Origin of the sequence: Pseudomonas sp. BC42 (assembly GCF_021560055.1) — a bacterium.
In the GTDB taxonomy this organism is placed as follows: Bacteria; Pseudomonadota; Gammaproteobacteria; order Pseudomonadales; family Pseudomonadaceae; genus Aquipseudomonas.
Window position 1 is genome coordinate 4,711,784 of record NZ_CP091067.1, and the last position, 24,080, is coordinate 4,735,863.

Genomic DNA, 24,080 nt, shown 5'->3' on the forward strand with positions numbered 1-24,080 from the left:
CGCCCGCCGGAACTGACCCACCGGTCGCAAAAACGACTACAGATCCGGCGCTGTACGACGTCTCTGCAATACCCATTCTTCGCAACAAGGATTCCACATGACCGCTCTGCCATGGATGTATCTGGCACTCCTTTCTATTGGCTACGCACTGGCCCTGAGCTATGGCCAATTGGGACTGCTGGCTGCCCTTTCGATCCTCCTTCTGCTCTGTGCCGGCCTTGCCGTGCGCCAGCAACGCAGCCGGGTCGGCCAGTATCTGGGCCACGGCCTGTTCGTGGTGCTCGCCCTGGCCCTGGCCATGCACTGGCTGCCCGGCTTCTACAACGGCCGGGCCATCGACCCGCAACGTTTTACCGATGATGCCGTGCCGTTTTCCATGTACCTGAACCAGGACAAGCCGCTGATCGGTTTCTGGCTGCTGCTGGTGTGCCCGTGGATCGTTGGCCGACGCTCGTTGCGCCTGTCGCTGTATGCCACCGCCGTGGCCCTGACTCTGTGCGCCGTGGCTGCGCTGGGTGGCGCACTGCTGCTGGGGATCATCAGCTGGACCCCGAAATGGCCGGATCAGGCCTGGCTGTGGGTGCTCAACAACCTGCTGCTGGTGACCCTGGTGGAGGAAGCGCTGTTCCGTGGCTATATCCAGGGCGGTCTTAGCCGACGCTTCAAGGCGCTGCCCTACGGCGAGAACCTGGCGCTGCTGTGTGCAGCCCTGCTGTTCGGCCTGGTCCACCTGGGCGCGGGGTGGCAATGGACCCTACTGGCGGGCATCGCCGGGGTCGGCTACGGTCTGGCCTATCGTTTTGGCGGCCTGAGCGCGGCGATTGCCACTCACTTCGGTCTCAATCTGCTGCATTTCGGCTTGTTCACCTATCCGATGCTGGCCGGATAAGCGGCCGGTTATTTAGCCAAACCAGTACTTCAGAAGTATTGACTGCCAAGGAAGAAGGTCAATGATTAGCCCCTCGCCAACGCCTGCTGAAACCCGCAGGCGTTTTTTGCAAGCGACACATTCTGCCAATAAGACCCAGAGCCGATTATTGAAAAATAATTTCAATAATCGGTTGAAGCGGCCGACAACCCATCAAAGCCTTGCGGATTGAAAAACCATGCGTAATAACCAGCCTGTCACTCAGCGCGAACGTACCTTCCCGGCTCAACAACGGTTGATTTCCACCACCGACGCCAAAGGCGTGATCACCTACTGCAACGACGCCTTTGTCGAGATCAGTGGGTTCTCCCGTGAAGAACTGGTTCGCGCACCGCACAACCTGGTACGTCACCCCGATGTGCCGGCGGCGGTGTTTGCGCACATGTGGGGCACCTTGAAACAAGGCTTGCCATGGATGGGCATCGTCAAGAACCGCTGCAAGACCGGCGACCACTACTGGGTCAACGCCTATGTAACGCCGGTGTTCGAAGGCAACCAGGTGGTGGGCTACGAGTCGGTACGGGTCAAACCCACCGCCGAGCAGGTACGCCGCGCCGAAGCCCTCTACCAACGCATCAACACCGGCAAGTCGGCCATTCCCAAGCGTGACAAGTGGTTACCGGTGCTGCAGGACTGGCTGCCGTTCATTCTGGTCAGCCAACTGAGCTTCATGATCGGCGCCTGGCTCAACTCCCATTGGGGCTTTGCCCTGGCTGCGGCGCTCTCGGTGCCGCTGGGCCTGCTGGGCCTGAGCTGGCAGCAACGCGGCCTCAAGCGCCTGTTGCGCCTGGCCGAGCAGACCACTTCCGACCCGCTGATCGCCCAGATGTACACCGACAGCCGCGGCGCCCAGGCACGCCTGGAAATGTCGATCCTGAGCCAGGAAGCGCGCCTGAAGACCTGCCTGACCCGCCTGCAGGACACCGCCGAGCACCTCAACGAGCAGGCTCGCCAGTCCGATACCCTGGCCCACAACAGCTCCAGCGGCCTGGAACGTCAGCGGGTCGAGACCGAGCAAGTGGCCACCGCAGTCAACCAGATGGCCGCCACCACCCAGGAAGTGGCCAGCCACGTGCAACGCACCGCCGACGCCACCCAGGAAGCCAATCGCCTCACCGGTCGTGGCCGGGACATCGCCGGGGAAACCCGCGAAGCCATCCAGCGCCTGTCGGTGGTGGTGGGCGAAACCGGCCTGACCGTGACCCAGCTGGCCAAGGACAGCGACGAGATCGGCGGCGTGGTGGACGTGATCAAGGGCATCGCCGACCAGACCAACCTGCTGGCATTGAACGCGGCCATCGAAGCGGCACGCGCCGGAGAAATGGGTCGCGGCTTTGCCGTGGTCGCCGATGAAGTGCGCCAGTTGGCCCAGCGTACCAGCGAGTCCACCGGGCAGATCCACACCCTGATCGCCAAGCTGCAGCAAACCGCCGCCACTGCCGTGCAGACCATGGACGCCGGTCATCGCCAGGCCGAAGAAGGCGTGGCCCGAGTCCTGGAAGCCGACCAGGCGCTGGTGGGCATCAGCGAAGCGGTCGCCAATATCACCGACATGACCACCCAGATCGCTGCCGCCACCGAAGAGCAAAGCTCGGTGGCCGAAGAGATCAGCCGCAATATCAGCACCATCGCGCAACTGGCGGACCAGACTTCGGAGCAGGCCCAGCACTCGGCCGCACTCAGCGAAGCCCTGACCCTCACCGCACACACCCAGTACTCGCTGGTGGAGCGTTTCAACCGTTAAGCCCGCCCGGGCTGGCGAGAAAAACCGCAAGCTCCGGCTTGCGGTTTTTTTATGCCCGCGAACCCGCCCAACGACCGTGGGAGCGAGCTTGCTCGCGATAAGTCTTCAGAGGTTCGAGGGCCGGGTGAGCGCTTCGCGAGCAAGCTCGCTCCTACAGGATCAGGCCAGTGTTTGCAGGAACGCCGCGACCTTGGCCGCCGCAGACTCCAGATGCTGCTCATGGGTGAAGCCTGAGGCCTTCAGGGGCTTGAGATCGTGATCAGCGGCCGCCAGCCAGTACAGCTCGATACTGGGCGCCAGCGAGTAGGCTTCGACCGCCTGGCGATTGCCCAGGGCGTCACGCTCGCCCTGCACGATCAGGCTCGGCGTCGCCAGTTCGGCCAGGTGCGCCACCCGCGGCTTCTCCGGCTTGCCCGCGGCATAGAAGGGATAACCCAGGCACACCAGGGCGTCGGCCGCCAGTTCATCGGCCAGCAGGCTGGCCATGCGCCCGCCCATGGACTTGCCGCCCAGCGCCAGGACCCCAGTGACATAAGGTCGCACCAGAGCATGCACCTCACGCCAGCATTCCAGGAGTTTGCTCGCCGGGTTGGGCGGCCGCTTGCCGCCGTCCAGGCGCCGCTGGGCCATGTAGGGAAACTCGAAGCGCAAGACGTTCACCCCATGCCCGGCAAGGCGTGCAGCGATGTCGTTCATGAACCCGCTGTCCATCGGCGCGCCGGCACCGTGGGCCAGGATCAGCGTCGGTGCTTGCAACGGGTCGGCAACAGCGGCGACCTCCCATAACCAGCCGCGCTCCTGCACGCACTGCGCCCATTGATCCCCGTCAATACTGGCCTTGTGCTCATTGCTCATGCTTGCCTCGCTTTTAGTCTGCCTATAACTCCAGACGAAGTGAGCGCGCCTTGCCGTGCGCAGTCGCTTTCACTTCAGCTGAACCGTGGATGGGGAACCATGAACACTTCTATCAGTACCGCCTACAACTACAAGGTGGTCCGCCAATTCGCCATTATGACGGTGGTGTGGGGCATCGTCGGCATGGGGCTCGGGGTTTTTCTCGCTGCCCAGTTGGTCTGGCCTGAACTCAACTTCGACCTACCGTGGACCAGCTTCGGCCGTCTACGTCCGTTGCACACCAACGCCGTGATCTTCGCCTTTGGTGGCTGCGCGCTGTTTGCCAGCTCGTTCTACTCGGTGCAACGCACCTGCCAGACTCAGCTGTTCGCGCCGAAAATCGCCGCGTTCTGCTTCTGGGGCTGGCAACTGGTCATCCTCCTGGCGGCCATCAGCCTGCCATTGGGCTACACCAGCTCCAAGGAATACGCCGAACTGGAATGGCCGATCGATATCCTGATCACCATTGTCTGGGTGGCCTACGCCATCGTGTTCTTCGGCACCCTGATGCAGCGCAAGACCAAGCACATCTATGTGGGTAACTGGTTCTTCGGCGCCTTCATCATCACCGTGGCCATCCTGCACATCGTCAACAACCTGGAACTGCCGGTCAGCTTCACCAAGTCCTACTCGGTGTATGCCGGTGCGACCGATGCGATGGTGCAATGGTGGTACGGCCACAACGCCGTGGGCTTCTTCCTGACCGCGGGCTTCCTGGGGATGATGTACTACTTCGTACCCAAGCAGGCCGAGCGTCCGGTGTACTCCTACCGCCTGTCCATCGTGCACTTCTGGGCATTGATCACCCTGTACATCTGGGCCGGTCCGCACCACCTGCACTACACCGCGCTGCCGGACTGGGCTCAGTCGCTGGGCATGGTGATGTCGCTGGTACTGCTGGCGCCAAGCTGGGGCGGCATGATCAACGGCATGATGACCCTCTCGGGCGCCTGGCATAAGCTGCGCAGCGACCCGATCCTGCGCTTCCTGGTGGTGTCCCTGGCGTTCTACGGCATGTCGACCTTCGAAGGTCCGATGATGGCGATCAAGACCGTCAACGCCCTCTCGCACTACACCGACTGGACCATCGGCCACGTACACGCCGGCGCTCTGGGCTGGGTAGCGATGATCTCCATCGGCGCCCTGTACCACCTGATCCCGAAAGTCTTCGGCCGCGAGCAGATGTACAGCGTCGGCCTGATCAACACCCACTTCTGGCTCGCCACCATCGGCACCGTGCTCTACATCGCCTCGATGTGGGTCAACGGTATCGCCCAGGGCCTGATGTGGCGTGCGGTCAACGAAGACGGCACCCTCACCTACTCCTTCGTCGAAACCCTGGTGGCCAGCCACCCAGGCTTCATCGTGCGACTGGTCGGTGGTGCGATCTTCCTCAGCGGCATGTTCCTGATGGCTTACAACACCTGGCGCACCGTGCGTGCCGCAGTGCCAGCCGAAGTTAACGCCGCTGCGCAGATGGCCTGAGGAGTCCGCAATGAAACACGAAACGATTGAAAAAAACGTCGGCCTGCTGATGCTGCTGATGGTCTTCGCGGTGAGCATCGGCGGTCTGACCCAGATCGTCCCACTGTTCTTCCAGGACGTCACCAACAAGCCGGTGGAAGGCATGAAGCCCTACACCGCGCTGCAACTGGAAGGCCGCGACATCTACATCCGCGAAGGCTGCGTACAGTGCCACTCGCAGATGATCCGTCCGTTCCGCGCCGAAACCGAACGTTATGGCCACTACTCGGTGGCCGGTGAGAGCGTCTGGGACCATCCGTTCCTGTGGGGCTCCAAGCGTACCGGTCCGGACCTGGCCCGGGTGGGCGGCCGCTACTCCGATGACTGGCACCGCGCGCACCTGTACAACCCGCGCAACGTCGTGCCCGAGTCGAAGATGCCGGCTTATCCGTGGCTGGTGAACGCACCGGTGGATAGCAGCCATACCGAAACCAAGCTCAAGGTCATGCGCACCCTGGGTGTGCCGTACACCGACGAAGACATCGCCGGCGCTACCGCCACGCTCAAGGGCAAGACCGAGATGGACGCCCTGGTGTCCTACCTGCAAGTGCTTGGCACTGCGATCAAGAGCAAGAGGTGAGCCATGGGTTTTGAACTCGATAGCGGCATGATCCGCGGGCTCGGGACCCTGGTGGTGATGATCGCCTTCGTCGGCCTGTCGATCTGGGTGTTCAACTCAAAACGCAATCCCGAGTTTGCCCAGGCACGCCTGCTGCCCTTCGCCGACGACCCGATGCCGGGTACGGCACCGGCCGGCAACACAACTGATGACGCTCAACCTCAAGAGCCTGCAACAAGGAGCATTCGGCCATGACCACCTTCTGGAGTACGTGGATCTGCGTACTGACCATCGGCAGCCTGATCGGCCTGACCTGGCTGCTGGTCGGCACCCGCAAGGGTGAAACCAAGGGCAGCGTGGACCAGACCATGGGCCACGCCTTCGATGGCATCGAGGAGTACGACAACCCCCTGCCGCAATGGTGGTTCCTGCTGTTCGCCGGGACCCTGGTGTTTTCCGTGGGCTACCTGATCCTCTACCCGGGTCTGGGTAACTGGAAAGGCATCCTGCCGGGCTATGAAGACGGCTGGACCCAGACCAAGGAATGGGAAAAGGAAATGGCCAAGGCCGACGTGAAATTTGGGCCGATCTTCGCCAAATTCGCGGCCATGCCCGTGGAAGAAGTAGCCAAGGACCCGCAAGCACTGAAGATGGGCGGACGCCTGTTCGCGTCCAACTGCTCGGTGTGCCACGGCTCTGACGCCAAGGGTGCCTTCGGCTTCCCCAACCTGGCGGACGACAACTGGCGCTGGGGCGGCAGTGCCGACACCATCAAGGCCACCATCATGGGCGGCCGCATGGCGGCCATGCCGGCCTGGGGTGACGTGCTCAAGGAAGCAGGCGTGAAGAACGTAGCGGCTTATGTCCGTCACGAACTGGCCGGCCTGCCCCTGCCTGCCGACAGCGATGCCGACCTGGTAGCCGGACAGCAAGCGTTCAGCACCACCTGCGTAGCCTGCCACGGCGCCAACGGCAAGGGCACCCAGATCATGGGCGCGCCCGACCTGACCCAGCCGGCCGGCTTCATCTACGGCACCAGCCTCGCGCAACTGCAACAGACCATCCGTCATGGTCGCCAGGGCCACATGCCAGCGCAGAGCGAATTGCTCGGCAATGACAAGGTGCAACTGCTGGCCGCCTACGTGTACAGCCTGTCCCACAACAGCAGCAACAAGCCACAAGCTGAAAGCGACAAGTAAGGGATCAACGGCAAGCTGCGAGATTTCACTTGCAGCTTGCCGCTTGAAACTTTCCCCCCGCCTCTTTGCGACCAAGTGTCGCACCCTCTCTCCCCCCTTCGTTTGCACTCATCCGATTCAGGTCTAAGCTTGCCCCGATGGGGACTGGCAAGGGCTGGTCACAGGCCAACGGTATCCGTGACGTTCGAAGCTTCTGCTCGATGACAGGCCGCAAAGGCTGGTTTATACCGGCTGTCGACTCGCTTACCGCCTGTCAGCTGATCCATCAGCTTCCACACACCCGGTTACAACCAACCTGACACCCCCCGAATCCTGTCCACTGCGACAGTCTGTCCGAGGGCATTTTTTTGTCCCTACTCGGCATAGGGAAAGGCCGCAGAATCAGGCATGGAACGCATTGACCCAGGTCATGGCGCGTTGCAATGACCCCCTGCTTTCTCCATACTTGCGGCCGATTTTTATCCCTAATAAAACACCCAAACCGTGGAACCTTAGAATGAGCACAGCAATCAGTCCGACTGCTTATAACTATAAGGTAGTCCGCCAGTTCGCCATCATGACGGTGGTCTGGGGGATCCTTGGCATGGGGCTCGGTGTCTTCATCGCGTCGCAACTGGTCTGGCCGGAGTTGAACTTCGGTCTGCCATGGACGACCTTTGGACGCCTGCGCCCGCTGCACACCAACCTGGTGATCTTCGCCTTCGGTGGATGTGCATTGTTTGCCACCTCTTACTATGTCGTGCAGCGAACCTGCCAGACGCGACTGATTTCCGACAGCCTCGCGGCCTTCACCTTCTGGGGCTGGCAAGCGGTGATCGTCGGTGCGATCGTGACCCTGCCCCTGGGTTACACCACCACCAAGGAATACGCCGAACTGGAATGGCCCCTGGCTATCCTGCTGGCGATCGTCTGGGTCACCTACGGCCTGGTGTTCTTTGGCACCATCACCAAGCGCAAGACCAAGCACATCTATGTCGGTAACTGGTTCTACGGTGCCTTCATCGTGGTGACCGCGATGCTGCACATCGTCAACCACGCTTCCCTGCCGGTCAGCTTCTTCAAGTCCTACTCGGCCTACGCCGGTGCGACTGACGCGATGATCCAGTGGTGGTACGGCCACAACGCCGTGGGCTTCTTCCTGACCACCGGTTTCCTGGGGATGATGTACTACTTCGTGCCCAAGCAGGCCGAGCGTCCGATCTACTCGTATCGCCTGTCCATCGTGCACTTCTGGGCGCTGATCACCCTGTACATCTGGGCCGGTCCGCACCACCTGCACTACACCGCGCTGCCGGACTGGGCCCAGTCCCTGGGCATGGCCATGTCGATCATCCTGCTGGCTCCGAGCTGGGGCGGCATGATCAACGGCATGATGACCCTGTCGGGCGCCTGGCATAAGCTGCGCACCGACCCGATCCTGCGGTTCCTGGTGGTGTCCCTGGCGTTCTACGGCATGTCGACCTTCGAAGGTCCGATGATGGCGATCAAGACCGTCAACTCGCTGTCCCACTACACCGACTGGACCATCGGCCACGTACACGCCGGCGCTCTGGGCTGGGTAGCGATGATCTCCATCGGCGCCCTGTACCACCTGATCCCGAAAGTCTTCGGTCGTCAGCAGATGCACAGCATCGGCCTGATCAACACCCACTTCTGGCTGGCTACCATCGGTACCGTGCTGTACATCGCCTCGATGTGGGTCAACGGCATTACCCAGGGCCTGATGTGGCGCGCCATCAACGACGACGGCACCCTCACCTACTCCTTCGTCGAAGCGCTGCAAGCCAGCCACCCGGGCTTCATCGTCCGTGCTCTGGGCGGTGCGTTCTTCGCCACCGGCATGCTGATCATGGCGTACAACGTGTTCCGCACCGTTCGCGCCTCGAACCCGGCTGAAGCTGAAGCCGCCGCTCAGATCGCTGTAGTTGGAGCTCACTGATGAAGCACGAAGTAGTCGAGAAGAACATTGGCCTGCTGGCCTTCTTCATGGTCATCGCCGTCAGCATCGGCGGCCTGACCCAGATCGTCCCGCTGTTCTTCCAGGACGTCACCAACAAGCCGGTGGAAGGCATGAAGCCGCGCACCGCGCTGGAACTGGAAGGCCGCGACGTGTACATCGCCAACGGCTGTGTCGGCTGCCACTCGCAGATGATCCGTCCGTTCCGCGCCGAAACCGAACGTTATGGTCACTACTCGGTGGCCGGTGAAAGCGTCTGGGACCACCCGTTCCTGTGGGGCTCCAAGCGTACCGGTCCGGACCTGGCCCGAGTGGGCGGTCGTTACTCCGATGACTGGCAGCGTGCGCACTTGTACAACCCGCGCAACGTCGTCCCCGAGTCGAAGATGCCGGCTTATCCGTTCCTCGTAGAAAACAAGCTCGACGGCAAAGACACCGCGAAGAAAATGGAAGTCTTGCGCACGCTCGGCGTCCCTTACACCGACGAAGACATCGCCGGCGCCAAGGATGCTGTGAAGGGCAAAACCGAAATGGACGCGCTGGTGGCCTATCTGCAAGGCCTGGGCACCATCATCAAAAGCAAACGGTGATCTAGATGGATATCGGGATGATTCGTGGCCTGGGCACCCTTGTTGTGATGGTGGCCTTCATCGGTTTGGCGCTCTGGGTGTTCAGCCCCAAGCGCAAGTCCGAGTTTGAAGACGCAACCTTGCTGCCGTTCGCGGATGATCCCGACGCCATCAAGCACGTCGAGCAAGCTTCTAGGAGTAACAAAGAATGACTACGTTCTGGAGTCTGTACGTCACAGTCCTCAGTCTGGGTACCATCTTCGCCCTGACCTGGCTGCTGCTGTCGACCCGCAAGGGCCAGCGCGCCGAGCAGACCGACGAGACGGTCGGCCACTCCTTCGACGGGATCGAGGAGTACGACAACCCGCTGCCGAAATGGTGGTTCATGCTGTTCGTCGGCACCATCGTCTTCGCCCTGGGTTACCTGGTGCTGTACCCGGGCCTGGGCAACTGGAAAGGCGTCCTGCCGGGCTATAACTACCTCGATAACGAGAAGCAGACCCCATTCGCCAACGGCCAGTCCGGCTGGACCGGCGTGCACGAGTGGGAAAAGGAAATGGCCAAGTCGGACGCCAAGTTCGGTCCGATCTTCGCCAAGTACGCTGCCATGCCTATCGAGGAAGTCGCCAAGGACCCGCAAGCCCTGAAAATGGGCGGTCGCCTGTTCGCTTCCAACTGCTCGGTGTGCCACGGCTCCGACGCCAAGGGCGCCTACGGCTTCCCCAACCTGACCGACGCCGACTGGCGCTGGGGCGGCGAGCCGGAAACCATCAAGGCCACCATCATGGGCGGTCGCCACGCGGTGATGCCGGCCTGGCTGGACGTGATCAAGGAGCAAGGCGTCAGCGACGTTGCCGCCTATGTCCTGACCAACCTTGATGGCCGCAAGCTGCCGGAAGGCATCAAGGCCGACCCGGTCAATGGGCAGAAGCTGTTCGCCGCCAACTGTGCGGTCTGCCACGGTCCGGAAGGCAAAGGCACCCCAGCGATGGGCGCGCCTAACCTGACCCACCCGGCAGCCTTCATCTACGGTTCGAGCTTTGCGCAACTGCAGCAGACCATTCGTTACGGCCGCCAGGGCGTGATGCCTGCGCAGGAACAACTGCAAGGCAACGACAAGGTTCACCTGCTGGCCGCTTATGTCTACAGCCTGTCCCACGGTGACAAGCAGGCCGACGCCGAGTAAGACCGACGCCTGAAAGCAACACCCGACGGCCCCGCCAATGAGAATTGGCGGGGCCGTTTTGTTTACGCCTTACATCGGCTTGCCTCGGCAGAAGATTGCTCCTGGCAGCAACCAGGTAGTAACGCTCCTACATGGAGTGCTTCAAGCAGGTGCCCGGCATGACCATCACCACCCTTTCCAGCCGCGAGTTCAATCAGGACACAAGCGGTGCCAAAAAAGCCGCGCTTACAGGCCCGGTCATCATCACTGACCGTGGCAGACCGACCCATGTACTGCTAGGCATTGAGGCGTACCAGAAACTTAGCGGCCTGAACCTGAGCATCGTCGAGATGCTGGCGATGCCGGAAGCCAAAGACATCGAGTTCACCACGGAGCGCGCAGTGATCACTCCACGCGAAACAGATCTGTCCTGATGTTCCTGCTCGACACCCACGTCATCTCCGAGCTGCGCAAACCCAAGGCCAATCATGGGGTCAAGGCCTGGGCCCATGGCATCGCGCCCACCAGCCTGTTTCTCTCGGCGATCACGGTGCCAGGGCTGGAAACGGACATTCTGCAGGTGGAGCGGCGCGCCCCGGATCAGGGCAACCTACTGCGCAACTGGCTGGAGCGCCGGGTTCTTCCCGCCTTCGCCGGCCGCATCCTGGCCATCGACAGTGCCGTGGCCTTGCGCTGCGCCCAACTGCATGTCCCGGACCGCAGCAATGAATGCGCTGCACTGATTGCCGCAACCGCCCTGGTCCATGGCTTGACCATGGTTACCCGCAACGTGAAGGACTTCGAGACCTGTGGCGTACGCCTGCTCAACCCATGGAAGAATTGAACGGCGCGACGTGCAAAAGGGTCCATAATCCACAAGTCAATTGATTCAAGTCATTACACCATCAGTTGATTTCCCCCAACGCGACCAAAGGTCGCACCCTTGCGCTAGAGCTACAGGCGTATCATTGCGCCACTGCAACACCTCTTTTGACCGCGGTCGGCACGTACTGACCGAGGCATTTTTCCACTGCCGTGGGATGCAATGATGAGCAACCAGATTCCCGTACAAGACGTTACCCCGCCTGCCAAAAACGCGACCAACAGCGTCGATCTCTACGCCTCCAGGGAAAAAATCTACACCCGCGCCTTCACTGGCCTGTTCCGCAACCTGCGCATGCTCGGCGGCGCCGGATTGTTCCTGCTGTACTTCGGTACCGTCTGGCTCAACTGGGGCGGCCACCAGGCCGTCTGGTGGAACCTGCCAGAGCGCAAGTTCTTCATTTTCGGTGCCACGTTCTGGCCCCAGGACTTCATTCTGCTCTCGGGCCTGCTGATCATTGCCGCCTTCGGCCTGTTCTTCATCACCGTCTATGCGGGACGTATCTGGTGCGGCTACACCTGCCCGCAGAGCGTCTGGACCTGGATCTTCATGTGGTGCGAAAAGGTCACCGAAGGCGACCGCAACCAGCGGATCAAGCTGGACAAGGCGCCCATGAGCGCCAACAAGTTCCTGCGCAAGCTGAGCAAGCACAGCCTCTGGCTGCTGATCGGTTTCGTCACCGGCATGACCTTCGTCGGCTATTTCTCGCCGATCCGCGAACTGGTCATCGACTTCTTCACCGGCCAGGCCGATGGCTGGTCGTATTTCTGGGTCGGTTTCTTCACCCTGGCCACCTACGGCAACGCCGGCTGGCTGCGCGAACAAGTGTGCATCTACATGTGCCCCTACGCGCGCTTCCAGAGCGTGATGTTCGACAAGGACACCCTGATCGTCTCCTACGACCCGCGCCGTGGCGAAAGCCGTGGTCCACGCAAGAAAGGCGCCGACTACAAGGCTCAGGGCCTGGGCGACTGCATCGACTGCACCATGTGCGTCCAGGTCTGCCCGACCGGCATCGACATCCGCGACGGCCTGCAGATCGAATGCATCGGCTGCGCCGCCTGCATCGACGCCTGCGACAGCATCATGGACAAGATGGACTACCCCCGCGGGCTCATCAGCTACACCACCGAGCACAACCTCTCCGGGCAGAAAACCCATAAACTGCGCCCACGCCTGATTGGCTACGCCCTGGTGCTGCTGGCCATGATCAGCCTGCTGATCAGCGCATTCTTCATGCGCTCGCTGGTGGGTTTCGACGTCAGCAAGGACCGCGTGCTGTACCGCGAAAACGCCGAAGGGCGGATCGAGAACGTCTACAGCCTGAAGATCATGAACAAGGACCAGCGCGATCACACTTATGTGCTTGACGCAGCCGGCCTGCCGGATCTGAAACTGCAGGGCAAACGCGAAATCCACGTGGCGGCCGGCGATATCGTCAGCATGCCGGTGGAGCTGTCGATTGCTCCGGATCACCTGCCCTCGACCACCAACGAGGTGAAGTTCATCCTTGAGGATGCCGACGACAGCAGCGTCCACGTTGAAGCCAAGAGCCGATTCATCGGCCCACAAATCCGTTAAGAGCCAAGAGAAGTGATCATGCCCGCAGCTACCGCCACCAGCCCCTGGTACAAACACCTCTGGCCCTGGATCATCATTGGCATTCTCGCCTGCTCGGTGACCCTGACCCTGTCCATGGTGACCATTGCCGTGAACAACCCGGACAACCTGGTCAACGACAACTACTACGAGGCCGGCAAGGGCATCAACCGCTCCCTGGATCGCGAGCTGCTGGCCCAGACCCTGAAGATGCGCGCCAGCGTGCATCTGGACGAGCTGACGGGCGAAGTGGAGCTGCGCCTGAGCGGCGACAGCCAGCCCAAGACCCTGGAGCTGAACCTGATTTCGCCGACCCAGCCGGAGAAAGACCGCAAGATCACCCTGGCCCGCAGCGAAAGCGAACACGGTCGCTACATCGGCCAGTTGAACGACCAGGTCGAAGGCCGACGCTTCGTCGAGTTGCTGGGTGTCGAAGGCGACAAGACCTGGCGCATGTTCGAAGAGGAACAGGTCAGCCACGACAAGGACCTGCTGCTGGGTGACGAGCCGCTGCAAGGCGCGGAAGACCTGAACTGATTCACCCCCGTCATCCATCGCCGGTCCGCCGCCTCCGACCCTTTTTCCAGGACTGGAGTCGAGCGGCCGGCGATGAGTTTTTCCCCGACCACAAAGATCGCCGATGACCACGCCACTGCCCTGCTACCACTGCGCCCTGCCGGTTCCCGCCGGCAGCCGGTTCACCGCCGTCGTGCTCGGCGAATCCCGGGAGTTCTGCTGTCCGGGCTGCCAGGCAGTGGCCGAGGCCATAGTCGCCGGCGGTCTGGAACACTACTACAGCCATCGCAGCGAAGCCTCGGCCAACCCCGAAGCCCTGCCCGTGCAGTTGATTGACGAGCTGGCACTGTACGACCGTGCCGATGTGCAACAGCCTTTCGTCCGTCACCAAGGCGAACTGGCCGAAACCACCCTGCTCATGGAAGGCATCAGTTGCGCCGCTTGCGGCTGGCTGATCGAAAAACACCTGCGCAGCCTGCCGGCCGTGGCCGAGGCCCGTCTCAACCTGTCCAACCACCGCCTGCACGTGCGCTGGGCCGACAGCCAACTCCCGCTGAGCCAGGTGCTCAGCGAACTGCGTCACATCGGCTACGCGGCCCACCCCTACCAGCCGGACCGCGCTTCCGAACAACTGGCCAGCGAGAACCGCCTGGCCCTGCGCCAGCTGGGGGTCGCCGGGCTGCTGTGGTTCCAGGCAATGATGGCAACCATGGCCACCTGGCCGGAATTCAATATCGACCTGAGTCCGGAACTGCACACCATCCTGCGCTGGGTCGCGCTGTTCCTCACCACCCCGATCGTCTTCTACAGCTGCGCGCCCTTCTTCAAAGGCGCCATGCGCGACTTGCGCACCCGTCACCTGACCATGGATGTCTCGGTATCCCTGGCCATAGGCGGGGCCTACCTGGCGGGAATCTGGACCGCCATCAGCGGTGTCGGCGAACTGTACTTCGACGCTGTCGGCATGTTCGCCCTGTTCCTCCTCGCCGGCCGCTACCTGGAACGTCGGGCCCGGGAACGCACCGCAGCGGCCACCGCGCAGCTGGTCAACCTGTTGCCTGCCTCCTGCCTGCGCCTGGGCCAGGACGGCCAGAGTGAACGCATCCTGCTCACCGAACTGCGCCTGGGCGACCGGGTGCTGGTGCACCCCGGTGCGGTGCTGCCGGCCGACGGCAAGATCCTCGATGGCCAGTCGAGCATCGACGAATCCCTGCTCACCGGCGAGTACCTGCCACAGCCACGCAGCCAGGGAGATAGCGTCACTGCCGGCACCCTGAACGTCGAAGGCGCGCTGACGGTGGAGGTTCAGGCCCTGGGCCAGGACACCCGGCTGTCCGCCATCGTCCGCCTGCTGGACCGGGCCCAGGCGGAAAAACCCCGGCTGGCCGAAGTGGCCGACCGTGCGGCCCAGTGGTTCCTGTTGTTCTCGCTGATCGCGGCTGCGGCCATCGGCCTGCTGTGGTGGCAACTGGACGCCTCGCGAGCCTTCTGGATTGTCCTGGCCATGCTGGTCGCCACCTGCCCTTGCGCGCTGTCCCTGGCCACCCCGACCGCCCTGACCGCCGCCACTGGCACCTTGCACAAGCTTGGCCTGCTGCTGACTCGCGGCCACGTGCTGGAAGGCTTGAACCAGATCGACACAGTGATTTTCGACAAGACCGGCACCCTGACCGAAGGACGCCTGGCATTGCGCGCTATCCGCCCCCTGGGGCGTTTGTCCAGCGATGACTGCCTGAGTCTCGCTGCCGCCCTGGAGAACCGCTCCGAACATCCGATCGCCCGAGCCTTCGGCCGCGCCCCGGTGGCCGCGCAAGACGTCACCAGCAGCCCGGGCCTGGGCCTGGAAGGCCTGGTGGGCGAACAGCGCCTGCGCATCGGCCAGCCGACCTTCGTCTGCGAACTCAGCGGCTGCCCGGTGCCGAGCATGCCCGACGAAGCCGGGCAGTGGCTGTTGCTGGGGGACAGCCAGGGCGCCCTCGCCTGGCTGGTGCTCGATGACCGGCTGCGCAGCGACGCCCCCGCGCTCCTGGCCGCCTGCAAGGCTCGCGGCTGGCATACCCTGCTGCTGTCCGGAGACAGCTCGCCGATGGTCGCCAGCGTCGCGGCCGAACTGCAGATCGATGAGGCCCGGGGCGGTCTGCGTCCGGACGACAAACTGCAGGTATTGCAACAACTGCATCAACAGGGCCGCAAAGTGTTGATGCTCGGCGATGGCGTCAACGACGTCCCGGTGCTGGCCGCCGCCGATATCAGCGTCGCCATGGGGTCGGCCACCGACCTGGCCAAGACCAGCGCCGATGCGGTGCTCCTGTCCAATCGCCTGGACGCGCTGGTGCAGGCCTTCAGCCTGGCGCGCCGGACCCGCCGGGTGATTATCGAGAACCTGCTCTGGGCCGGACTGTACAATGGCCTGATGCTGCCGTTCGCCGCCCTCGGCTGGATCACCCCGGTGTGGGCCGCGGTCGGCATGTCCATCAGTTCCCTGACCGTGGTGCTCAATGCCCTGCGCCTGACCCGCATGCCGCGGTCGGCCGCCAGTGCCAGCACCCCCGAACCCCGCCCGTTGCCGGCCTGAGCCGCCGGGCCTGGAGTCCAGATGCCAGCTCTTTACGTGATGATCCCGGCCGCACTGCTGATCGTGGCCATCGCCATCTACATCTTCTTCTGGGCCGTGGACAGCGGTCAGTACGACGACCTCGACGGTCCGGCCCACAGCATCCTGTTCGACGATCAGGACCCCAGCCACACCGCCGCGGTGGACGAAGCCAAGGGCCAGCCCGACGCCCCCACCGAAGCCACCCGCAAAACGGAACCACCCCATGCTTGAACTGGCGCCCCTGCTGGTTTCGGCTGTGATACTCGGCCTGCTGGGCGGCGGTCACTGCCTGGGCATGTGCGGCGGCCTGATGGGCGCCCTGACCCTGGCGATTCCCCGGGAGCAGCGCAGCCGGCGGTTTCGCCTGTTGCTGGCCTACAACCTGGGCCGCGTCCTCAGCTACGCCCTGGCCGGCCTGTTGCTGGGCCTGGCCGGCTGGGCGGTGGCCAACAGCCCGGTCGCGCTGTTCATGCGGATACTGGCCGGGCTGCTGCTGATCGCCATGGGCCTGTACCTCGCCGGGTGGTGGAGCGGCCTGACCCGCATCGAAGGGCTTGGCAAAGGGCTATGGCGGCATATCCAGCCAGTGGCCAGTCGTTTGTTGCCGGTTTCCAGCCTGCCTCGTGCATTGCTCCTGGGGGCGCTCTGGGGCTGGCTGCCTTGCGGCCTGGTGTACAGCACCCTGCTGTGGTCGGCGAGCCAGGGCAATGCCTTCGACAGTGCCCTGTTGATGCTGGCCTTCGGCCTGGGCACCTGGCCGGTCCTGCTGGCCACCGGCCTGGCGGCGGAACGGGTCACGGCCCTGTTGCGTCGACGCAGCGTGCGCCTGACCGGCGGCCTGCTGGTCATCCTCTTCGGCCTCTGGACCTTGCCCGGCCCTCACCAGCACTGGTTGATGGGCCACTGACCCCGGGGCACTGCCCGGCAACCGGGCCCACACGCCCCGCCGGCGCTAGCCCGGCAGCTCCCGAACACCCTTGATACAAGTCAAGATGGCCGCGCCCCTAACCTCCTAGACTCGCGAACACTGCCAGCCTATCCGGGGGAATTCCCGCATGCTCGACGCCATTCGTTGGGACACAGATCTTATCCGCCGCTATGACCTGGCGGGACCGCGCTACACCTCGTACCCGACCGCCGTGCAATTCAACAGCCAGGTGGGTGCCTTTGATCTGCTGCACGCCCTGCGTGACAGCCGCAAGGCCCAGCGCCCGCTGTCGCTGTACGTGCACATCCCGTTCTGCGCCAACATCTGCTACTACTGCGCCTGCAACAAGGTCATCACCAAGGATCGCAGCCGGGCCCTGCCCTACCTGCAACGCCTGGAACAGGAGATGCAACTGATCGCCTGCCACCTGGCGCCCAACCAGCGGGTCGAGCAGCTGCATTTCGGCGGCGGCACCCCGACCTTTCTCAATCACGACGAGTTGCGCCAGCTGATGGCGTTGCTGCGCAAGCATTTCAACCTGCTCGAGGATGACTCCGGCGACTACGGCATCGAGATCGACCCTCGTGAAGCGGACTGGTCGACCATGGGGCTGCTGCGAGAGCTGGGCTTCAACCGGGTGAGCATCGGTCTACAGGACCTGGACCCGGCGGTGCAGCGCGCCGTCAACCGCCTGCAGAGCCTGGAGGAAACCCGAGCGGTGATCGAAGCGGCTCGCACCCTGCAATTTCGCTCCATCAACATCGACCTGATCTACGGCCTGCCCAAGCAGACCGCGGAACACTTTGCCCGCACCGTGGAAGAAGTCATCAGCCTGCAGCCCGACCGGCTCTCGGTGTTCAACTACGCCCATCTGCCCGAGCGCTTCATGCCGCAACGACGGATCAACGGCAGCGAGCTGCCGGCGCCGGCGGAGAAACTGGAAATGCTGCAACGCACCATCGAGCAACTGACCGCCGCCGGTTATCGCTACATCGGCATGGATCATTTCGCCCTTCCCGATGATGAATTGGCGATCGCCCAGGAAGAATCGACCCTGCAGCGCAACTTCCAGGGTTACACCACCCACGGTCATTGCGACCTGATCGGCTTGGGCGTTTCCGCGATCAGCCAGATCGGTGACCTGTATTGCCAGAACAGCAGTGATCTGACGCACTATCAAAATGCTTTGGCAGGTGCACAACTGGCCACTAGTCGCGGCCTGGTCTGTAATACCGACGACCGTCTGCGCCGGGAAGTTATTCAACAACTGATCTGCAACTTTAGTCTTAAATTCGAAGATATAGAGCAAGCCTTCAATATCGACTTTCGCGGCTATTTCAATGAACTATGGCCAGACTTGCAGGAAATGGACGACGATGGACTGATTCAACTAAGCCCCGAGGCCATCACCGTACTTCCGGCGGGACGCCTGTTGGTGCGTTCGGTATGCATGATCTTCGATGCCTACCTGGGGCAGCAGAATCGCCAGCGTTTTTCCCGGGTCATCTAGGATTTCATGAGCAAAGCAGAGGCTTTCACCACCTGCTCGGGACTCAAGCCGGCCTCCCTCATCGCCTTGGCCAATGAGGCGTTGGCGGTCAGCAATCCGCTATTGAGGGCCGCCAGGGCCGATTGCAGGCTACCGATCCTGGCCTTGGCCTCCTCCGGCCCCAGGTGCTTGTCGGCCATGACGGCCTGAAGCTGGGCCAGCTTTTCAGCAATCTGTTGTTGCAATTTTCTGATCATTTTGAGGAGCTGTTGAATATTTTCGGGCAGGCCGCTTTCCTCGATGTCACTGTCATCGCCCGCAGCACTGGAGGATTTCTTCAGTCCGGCCCCCGACAGCGACACTTTGACGCCCTCTCCAACCATAGGTTCTGCAACTAACGGCGAACCCCTTAGTTCATCCGCATCGTTGCTTTTCGAAGATTCAGAAAGTGGCTGCAAGTTATTGCTGCCATTAGTAATACCGCCAACAAAGGACATAGTTGCGGCGCTCCAAGTTGTTTTCGTTAACAGGTTATCGACCCACAAAAGGATTGCTTTACGACTCACAGTTAATACGGCACGGACTGGCCGGAACCTCCTCCCGTGAGTTACCCTTACGGCTTATGTGTGTTTTCCCACAAGGATTCTAGAATGTCCGAGCCAGTTAAACTGCGCGCTCATAACCAGGCCCATTGCAAGGATTGCAGCCTGGCCCCTCTGTGCCTGCCACTTTCCTTGAATTTGGAAGACATGGACGCGCTGGACGAAATCGTCAAACGTGGCCGCCCATTGAAAAAAGGCGAATTTCTGTTCCGTCAGGGTGACGGCTTCGACTCGGTGTATGCCGTGCGTTCGGGCGCCCTGAAAACCTTCAGCCTCAGCGACAGCGGCGAAGAGCAGATCACCGGTTTCCACCTGCCCAGCGAGCTGGTGGGGCTGTCCGGCATGGACACCGAAAGCCATCCGGTTTCGGCCCAGGCCCTGGAAACCACTTCGGTGTGTGAAATCCCCTTCGAACGTCTCGACGAACTGGCCCTGCAACTGCCGCAACTGCGCCGTCAGTTGATGCGCGTCATGAGTCGGGAAATCCGTGACGACCAGCAGATGATGCTGCTGCTGTCGAAAAAGACCGCCGACGAACGCATTGCCACCTTCCTGGTCAACCTGTCGGCCCGGTTCCGCGCTCGCGGCTTCTCGGCCAACCAGTTCCGCCTGAGCATGTCGCGCAATGAAATCGGCAACTACCTGGGCCTGGCGGTGGAAACCGTGTCCCGGGTGTTCACCCGGTTCCAGCAGAACGAACTGATTGCCGCCGAAGGCAAGGAAGTGCACATCCTCGATCCGATCCAGCTGTGCGCCCTGGCCGGGGGCTCGGTGGAAGGCTGATCCACGGTGCTCGCGACTGAGCCAAGCCGCTCGGTCGCGGCTATACTGGCGCGGCCCAAATTGCCCGCCAGGACACCCGCAGATGGCCTTCGACTCCTTTGACATCAAATCCCTGATCCGCCCCGTCATCGACTTCCCGAAACCCGGGGTGATCTTTCGTGACATCACTCCCCTGTTCCAGTCTCCCCGGGCCCTGCGCCTGGTGGCCGACAGTTTCGCCCAGCGTTATGTCGAAGAAGACTTCAGCCACATCGGCGCCATGGATGCCCGAGGCTTCCTGATCGGCTCGATCATCGCCTACCAGTTGAACAAACCCCTGATTCTGTTCCGCAAACAGGGCAAGCTTCCGGCCGATGTACTGGCCGAGGGTTACCAGACCGAGTACGGCGAAGCCTTCCTTGAAGTGCATGCCGACAGCCTGTGCGAAGGCGACTCGGTATTGATGTTCGATGACCTGATCGCCACCGGCGGCACCCTGATCGCCGCTGCCAACCTGGTACGACGCATGGGCGCGAAAATCTACGAGGCCGCCGCCATTATCGACCTGCCGGAACTGGGAGGCTCGCAGAAGCTGGAAGACATGGGCATCCCGACGTTCTGCCTGACCCAGTTCTCCCTGAGCGAACGCTAGAGCCCCATCTGCTTGCTGATGATTTCGTTCATCACTTCGCGGGTGCCGCCGCCAATGGAGAGGATGCGGTTATCCCGGTACAGGCGCTCCACCAGACTGTCGCGCATGTAGCCCATGCCGCCGAGTATCTGCACCGCATCGTGGGTGATGCGGTCGGCGGTGTCGGTGGCGAAGTTCTTGGCCATGGAAATCTCCTTGATCACGCTTTTGCCGGCAGCCATCTGTGCGGCCTGGCGATAGGTGAACTCCCGGGACACCTCCAGGGCCGTGGCCATTTCCGCCAGACGATGCTTGAGCACCTGGAACCTGGCGATGGGCTTGCCGAACGCCTCGCGCTCCCGGGCCCACTTCAGGCTCTCCTCCAGCGCCATTTGCGCGGTCATGTTGGCCATCAGCGCCAGGGCCAGGCGCTCGCTCTGGAAGTTGCCCATGATGCAGGCGAAGCCCATGTTCTGGGCACCGATCAGGTTGCCCACCGGCACCCGACAATCGTCGAAAAACAGCTCGGCGGTGTCCGAGGCCCACCAGCCCATCTTTTTCAACTGCCGGCCCACCGTGAAACCGGGACTGCCCTTCTCGATCAGCAGCAGGCTGATGCCGCCATAGCCCGGTTCTCCGGTACGCACCGCAACGGTGTAGTAATCGGCGCGCACGCCACTGGTGATGAAGGTCTTGCTGCCGCTGACCCGATAATGATCGCCGTCGCGCACGGCGCGGGTCTGCAGGTTGGCCACGTCCGACCCGCCACTGGGCTCGGTCACCGCCAGCGCGCAGATCTTCTCTCCGGACAGCACCTGGGGCACAACCCGCTCGCGCACTTCGGGGCGGGCCCATTTGACGATCGGCGGCAGGCCGATATCCAGCGACCCCAGCCCTGCCACCAGGCCGCCGGAACCGCTGCGCATCAACTCTTCGCTGGCGGCGATCTTGGCGAACAGATCACCTTCGTGACTGCCGCCCAGGGCTTCGGGATAGCCGATGCCGAGAATCCCGGCGGCACCGGCCTTGAGATACAGCTCACGGGGAAAGCTTTCAGCCTCCTCCCACTGTTGGATCTCGGGGAGAATTTCGCGCTCGACGAAGCGTCGCACGCTGTCGCGGACCAACTGGTGGCTGGGGTCGAAGTATTCCTGGCAGGCAGACATCGGCAAGCTCCTCTGAAGGGTCGAGGGAACTTACCAAGCGCTTGCTTGGTTTTCAAGGCGATCCGTATCTCCGCCCCCGCCGGTACGCCGGCGCCGGCCCACCAACGCTACAGGGCTATGGGTTTGCGACCGGCAAAGGAGTGAGCAAGGGTGCCGCCATCCACCAGCTCCAGCTCGCCACCCAGCGGTACGCCATGGGCGATGCGCGAAGTGATCAGGCCTTTGTTGGTCAGCAGCTGGGCAATGTAGTGGGCCGTGGCTTCGCCCTCCACCGTGGGGTTGGTGGCCAGGATGACCTCGGTAAAGCTGCCCTGCTCCTCGATCCGCGCCAGCAACTGCGGAATGCCGATGGCTTCCGGCCCCAGGCCATCCAGAGGCGACAAGTGGCCTTTGAGCACGAAGTAACGACCGCGATAGCCGGTCTGCTCCACCGCATAGACATCCATCGGACCTTCCACCACGCACAGCAGCGTGTCATCACGGCGTGGATCGGCACATTGCGGGCACAGTTCGTCTTCGGTCAGGGTCCGGCATTGACGGCAGTGCCCGACCCCTTCCATGGCCTGGCTCAGGGCCTGGGCCAGGCGCAAGCCGCCACTGCGATCACGCTCGAGCAGTTGCAAGGCCATGCGCTGGGCGGTTTTCTGACCCACGCCCGGCAAAGTGCGCAGGGCGTCGATCAGTTGGCGAATCAGGGGGCTGAAGCTCATGGGCAAATGTCCGACAAAACGACGAGACGCGGTTTATACCCGCGCCTCGGGATAGCGTCAAATGCTCGCGTCCGGCGCAACCTTGACCACCAGCTTGCCGAAGTTGCGCCCCTCCAACAGACCGATGAAGGCTTCAGGGGCCTGCTCCAGGCCCTGCACCACGTCCTCCTTGAACTTGACCTTGCCTTCACGCACCCAGGGCGCCATGGCCTTGATGAATTCCGGGTGGCGGTCGCCGTAGTCGTCGAAAACGATAAAGCCCTGCATCCGCACCCGCTTGGTCAACAAGGTGCGCTGCAACAGCGGCAGGCGATCCGGCCCCGGTGGCAGCTCCTGGGCGTTGTACTGGGCTATCAGCCCGCACAGGGGAATGCGTGCCCGGGGATTGAGCAGGGGGACTACCGCATCGAATACCTGGCCGCCGACGTTCTCGAAATAGATGTCCACCCCCTTGAAGCAAGCCTGGGCCAGTTCGTCGGCAAAATCCGCACGCTTGTGATCGACACAGGCGTCGAAGCCCAGTTCTTCAACCACATACCGGCATTTCTCGGCGCCACCCGCCACACCTACCACCCGCAGCCCCTTGAGCTTGGCCACCTGCCCCACCACCGAGCCCACGGCGCCGGAGGCCGCGGCCACCACCAGCGTTTCCCCGGCCTGGGGCTGGCCGATGTCCATCAACCCCATGTAAGCCGTCATCCCGGGCATGCCCAGCACGCCCAGGGCCATGGAGGGACTGGGCAGGCCGGAAGGCACGGGAATCAGGTTGCGGCCATCACTGATGCAGTGGCTCTGCCAGCCGGTGGCGCCCACCACCAGATCGCCTTCCTGAAACTTCGGATTCAGCGAGCGCTCGACCCGACTCACCGCGCCACCGGTCATGACCTCATCGATTTCCACCGGAGCGGCATAGGACGGCGCGTCGCTCATGCGTCCACGCATGTAGGGGTCCAGGGACAGGTAGAGGGTCTTGAGCAGAACCTGGCCGTCGGCCAGCTCCGGCAAGGCCACCCGTTCCAGGCGGAAGTTCTCCGGGACCGGCGCGCCCTGAGGGCGCGAGACCAGCACCACGCGCTGGTTGAGGGTCAATGTTTGCGGCATCACAGACACTCCTGTTTCGAGGATGGAAGAGGACGGTATAGGGTGCAGACCCCGAAGGGACAATGACGTTCGATCTTTCCAACCAGGGGATGCCTGCACAGCGGGGCTGATCGACGGCACAAAAAAGCCAGGCTCGAGGCCTGGCTTGTGTGCGTCCATCCGAAGCGCCGGGGCGAATCAGAACGGCAGCTTCATGCCTGGAGGCAGTTGCATGCCGGCGGTCATGCCGGACATTTTTTCCTGGCTGTTGGACTCGATCTTGCGCACGGCGTCGTTGACCGCCGCGGCAAACAGGTCTTCCAGCACTTCACGGTCATCTTCGCTGACGCCTTCGAGCAGGCTCGGGTCGATGCTCACGCGCTTGATGTCATGACGGCCGGTCATGACCACAGTGACCATGTCGCCGCCGGCCTTGCCGGTGACTTCAGCGTTGGCCAGTTCTTCCTGCATCTTGGCCATTTTTTCCTGCATCTGCTGTGCCTGCTTCATCAGGCCGGCCATGCCACCTTTCATCATGGGAATTACCTCAAAGTACGGGGATGGAAACAGCGCCCGGCC

26 protein-coding genes are annotated in these 24,080 nt (G+C 62.5%); 20 read left to right on the top strand and 6 right to left on the bottom strand.

Features of this window, described 5'->3' with window-relative positions; genetic code table 11:
• Positions 1-97: 97 nt before the first annotated feature.
• Complete coding sequence (locus L1O02_RS21115) at positions 98-889, top strand: CPBP family intramembrane glutamic endopeptidase (RefSeq protein WP_108544851.1); 792 nt, start codon at positions 98-100, stop codon at positions 887-889.
• Positions 890-1,106: 217 nt separating this feature from the next.
• Positions 1,107-2,672: a PAS domain-containing methyl-accepting chemotaxis protein gene (locus L1O02_RS21120; protein WP_060838340.1), complete on the top strand. Its 1,566-nt coding sequence runs from the start codon at positions 1,107-1,109 to the stop codon at positions 2,670-2,672.
• Positions 2,673-2,831: 159 nt separating this feature from the next.
• Here L1O02_RS21120 and L1O02_RS21125 read toward each other — a convergent pair whose 3' ends face one another.
• The gene (locus tag L1O02_RS21125; RefSeq protein ID WP_108544850.1) at positions 2,832-3,527 is read right to left on the bottom strand and encodes an alpha/beta family hydrolase; all 696 of its coding nucleotides are present in this window, start codon (positions 3,525-3,527) and stop codon (positions 2,832-2,834) included.
• A 99-nt stretch (positions 3,528-3,626) separates the two neighbouring features.
• On the opposite strand from L1O02_RS21125, the gene ccoN (L1O02_RS21130) reads away from it, so the two are divergent.
• The 16 genes from ccoN (L1O02_RS21130) (at position 3,627) to hemN (ending at position 18,571) form a co-directional block, all read left to right on the top strand.
• Positions 3,627-5,051, top strand: a complete 1,425-nt coding sequence (ccoN, locus tag L1O02_RS21130; RefSeq protein ID WP_047302957.1) for a cytochrome-c oxidase, cbb3-type subunit I — start codon at positions 3,627-3,629, stop codon at positions 5,049-5,051.
• Positions 5,052-5,061: 10 nt separating this feature from the next.
• Positions 5,062-5,670 (top strand): cytochrome-c oxidase, cbb3-type subunit II, encoded by a 609-nt coding sequence (gene ccoO, locus L1O02_RS21135; RefSeq protein WP_016967270.1) that lies wholly within the window; start codon positions 5,062-5,064, stop codon positions 5,668-5,670.
• A 3-nt stretch (positions 5,671-5,673) separates the two neighbouring features.
• Positions 5,674-5,904, top strand: coding sequence for a cbb3-type cytochrome c oxidase subunit 3 (locus L1O02_RS21140; protein WP_047336150.1), 231 nt, complete (start codon positions 5,674-5,676; stop codon positions 5,902-5,904).
• Positions 5,901-6,848, top strand: coding sequence for a cytochrome-c oxidase, cbb3-type subunit III (gene ccoP / locus L1O02_RS21145; RefSeq protein ID WP_060842970.1), 948 nt, complete (start codon positions 5,901-5,903; stop codon positions 6,846-6,848). Before L1O02_RS21140 ends, ccoP (L1O02_RS21145) begins: the two co-directional genes overlap by 4 nt.
• Before the next feature lie 496 nt (positions 6,849-7,344).
• A complete protein-coding gene (gene ccoN / locus L1O02_RS21150; RefSeq protein ID WP_011060241.1) occupies positions 7,345-8,787 on the top strand; it encodes a cytochrome-c oxidase, cbb3-type subunit I in 1,443 nt (480 codons plus the stop codon).
• Entirely contained in the window at positions 8,787-9,395 is a 609-nt protein-coding gene (ccoO, locus tag L1O02_RS21155) for a cytochrome-c oxidase, cbb3-type subunit II (RefSeq protein WP_011060240.1), read from the top strand. The genes ccoN (L1O02_RS21150) and ccoO (L1O02_RS21155) overlap by 1 nt, the downstream gene beginning before the upstream one ends.
• A gap of 5 nt (positions 9,396-9,400) precedes the next feature.
• Positions 9,401-9,586, top strand: a complete 186-nt coding sequence (locus L1O02_RS21160) for a CcoQ/FixQ family Cbb3-type cytochrome c oxidase assembly chaperone (RefSeq protein ID WP_011060239.1) — start codon at positions 9,401-9,403, stop codon at positions 9,584-9,586.
• Positions 9,583-10,560 (top strand): cytochrome-c oxidase, cbb3-type subunit III, encoded by a 978-nt coding sequence (gene ccoP / locus L1O02_RS21165; protein ID WP_016966607.1) that lies wholly within the window; start codon positions 9,583-9,585, stop codon positions 10,558-10,560. Before L1O02_RS21160 ends, ccoP (L1O02_RS21165) begins: the two co-directional genes overlap by 4 nt.
• 158 nt (positions 10,561-10,718) lie before the next feature.
• Positions 10,719-10,973 (top strand): type II toxin-antitoxin system Phd/YefM family antitoxin, encoded by a 255-nt coding sequence (locus L1O02_RS21170; RefSeq protein ID WP_108544911.1) that lies wholly within the window; start codon positions 10,719-10,721, stop codon positions 10,971-10,973.
• A complete protein-coding gene (locus tag L1O02_RS21175; RefSeq protein ID WP_108544849.1) occupies positions 10,973-11,383 on the top strand; it encodes a type II toxin-antitoxin system VapC family toxin in 411 nt (136 codons plus the stop codon). The genes L1O02_RS21170 and L1O02_RS21175 overlap by 1 nt, the downstream gene beginning before the upstream one ends.
• A gap of 204 nt (positions 11,384-11,587) precedes the next feature.
• Positions 11,588-13,003: a cytochrome c oxidase accessory protein CcoG gene (gene ccoG / locus L1O02_RS21180; protein WP_060838335.1), complete on the top strand. Its 1,416-nt coding sequence runs from the start codon at positions 11,588-11,590 to the stop codon at positions 13,001-13,003.
• Between the two features lie 18 nt (positions 13,004-13,021).
• Positions 13,022-13,558, top strand: coding sequence for a FixH family protein (locus tag L1O02_RS21185; protein WP_060838334.1), 537 nt, complete (start codon positions 13,022-13,024; stop codon positions 13,556-13,558).
• A gap of 103 nt (positions 13,559-13,661) precedes the next feature.
• On the top strand, positions 13,662-16,112 hold the full coding sequence (locus tag L1O02_RS21190) for a heavy metal translocating P-type ATPase (protein ID WP_108544848.1): 2,451 nt from the start codon (positions 13,662-13,664) through the stop codon (positions 16,110-16,112).
• 21 nt (positions 16,113-16,133) lie between these two features.
• Positions 16,134-16,364 carry a cbb3-type cytochrome oxidase assembly protein CcoS gene (gene ccoS, locus L1O02_RS21195; RefSeq protein WP_060838332.1) on the top strand — a complete coding sequence of 77 codons (231 nt, stop codon included), beginning with the start codon at positions 16,134-16,136 and terminating at the stop codon, positions 16,362-16,364.
• Positions 16,357-17,040 (top strand): sulfite exporter TauE/SafE family protein, encoded by a 684-nt coding sequence (locus L1O02_RS21200; protein WP_060838331.1) that lies wholly within the window; start codon positions 16,357-16,359, stop codon positions 17,038-17,040. Before ccoS ends, L1O02_RS21200 begins: the two co-directional genes overlap by 8 nt.
• 148 nt (positions 17,041-17,188) lie before the next feature.
• Positions 17,189-18,571 (top strand): oxygen-independent coproporphyrinogen III oxidase, encoded by a 1,383-nt coding sequence (hemN, locus tag L1O02_RS21205; protein ID WP_108544847.1) that lies wholly within the window; start codon positions 17,189-17,191, stop codon positions 18,569-18,571.
• Here hemN and L1O02_RS21210 read toward each other — a convergent pair.
• Positions 18,568-19,047 (bottom strand): hypothetical protein, encoded by a 480-nt coding sequence (locus tag L1O02_RS21210; protein WP_060838329.1) that lies wholly within the window; start codon positions 19,045-19,047, stop codon positions 18,568-18,570. The two genes, hemN and L1O02_RS21210, sit on opposite strands and share 4 nt — an antisense overlap.
• A 153-nt stretch (positions 19,048-19,200) precedes the next feature.
• Here L1O02_RS21210 and fnrA point away from each other — a divergent pair, with 153 nt between their 5' ends.
• Positions 19,201-19,935 (top strand): Crp/Fnr family transcriptional regulator FnrA, encoded by a 735-nt coding sequence (fnrA, locus tag L1O02_RS21215; RefSeq protein WP_011060230.1) that lies wholly within the window; start codon positions 19,201-19,203, stop codon positions 19,933-19,935.
• Between the two features lie 82 nt (positions 19,936-20,017).
• Positions 20,018-20,566, top strand: coding sequence for an adenine phosphoribosyltransferase (locus L1O02_RS21220; protein ID WP_016966592.1), 549 nt, complete (start codon positions 20,018-20,020; stop codon positions 20,564-20,566).
• Here L1O02_RS21220 and L1O02_RS21225 read toward each other — a convergent pair.
• From L1O02_RS21225 to L1O02_RS21240, 4 genes are all read right to left on the bottom strand, one after another.
• Positions 20,563-21,711: an acyl-CoA dehydrogenase family protein gene (locus tag L1O02_RS21225; protein WP_060838328.1), complete on the bottom strand. Its 1,149-nt coding sequence runs from the start codon at positions 21,709-21,711 to the stop codon at positions 20,563-20,565. The genes L1O02_RS21220 and L1O02_RS21225 overlap by 4 nt on opposite strands.
• A gap of 107 nt (positions 21,712-21,818) precedes the next feature.
• Complete coding sequence (gene recR, locus L1O02_RS21230) at positions 21,819-22,421, bottom strand: recombination mediator RecR (protein WP_016966588.1); 603 nt, start codon at positions 22,419-22,421, stop codon at positions 21,819-21,821.
• 57 nt (positions 22,422-22,478) lie between these two features.
• Positions 22,479-23,522, bottom strand: a complete 1,044-nt coding sequence (locus tag L1O02_RS21235) for an NADP-dependent oxidoreductase (RefSeq protein WP_060838327.1) — start codon at positions 23,520-23,522, stop codon at positions 22,479-22,481.
• Between the two features lie 177 nt (positions 23,523-23,699).
• Positions 23,700-24,038, bottom strand: coding sequence for a YbaB/EbfC family nucleoid-associated protein (locus tag L1O02_RS21240; RefSeq protein WP_015634779.1), 339 nt, complete (start codon positions 24,036-24,038; stop codon positions 23,700-23,702).
• Between the last annotated feature and the right edge of the window lie 42 nt (positions 24,039-24,080).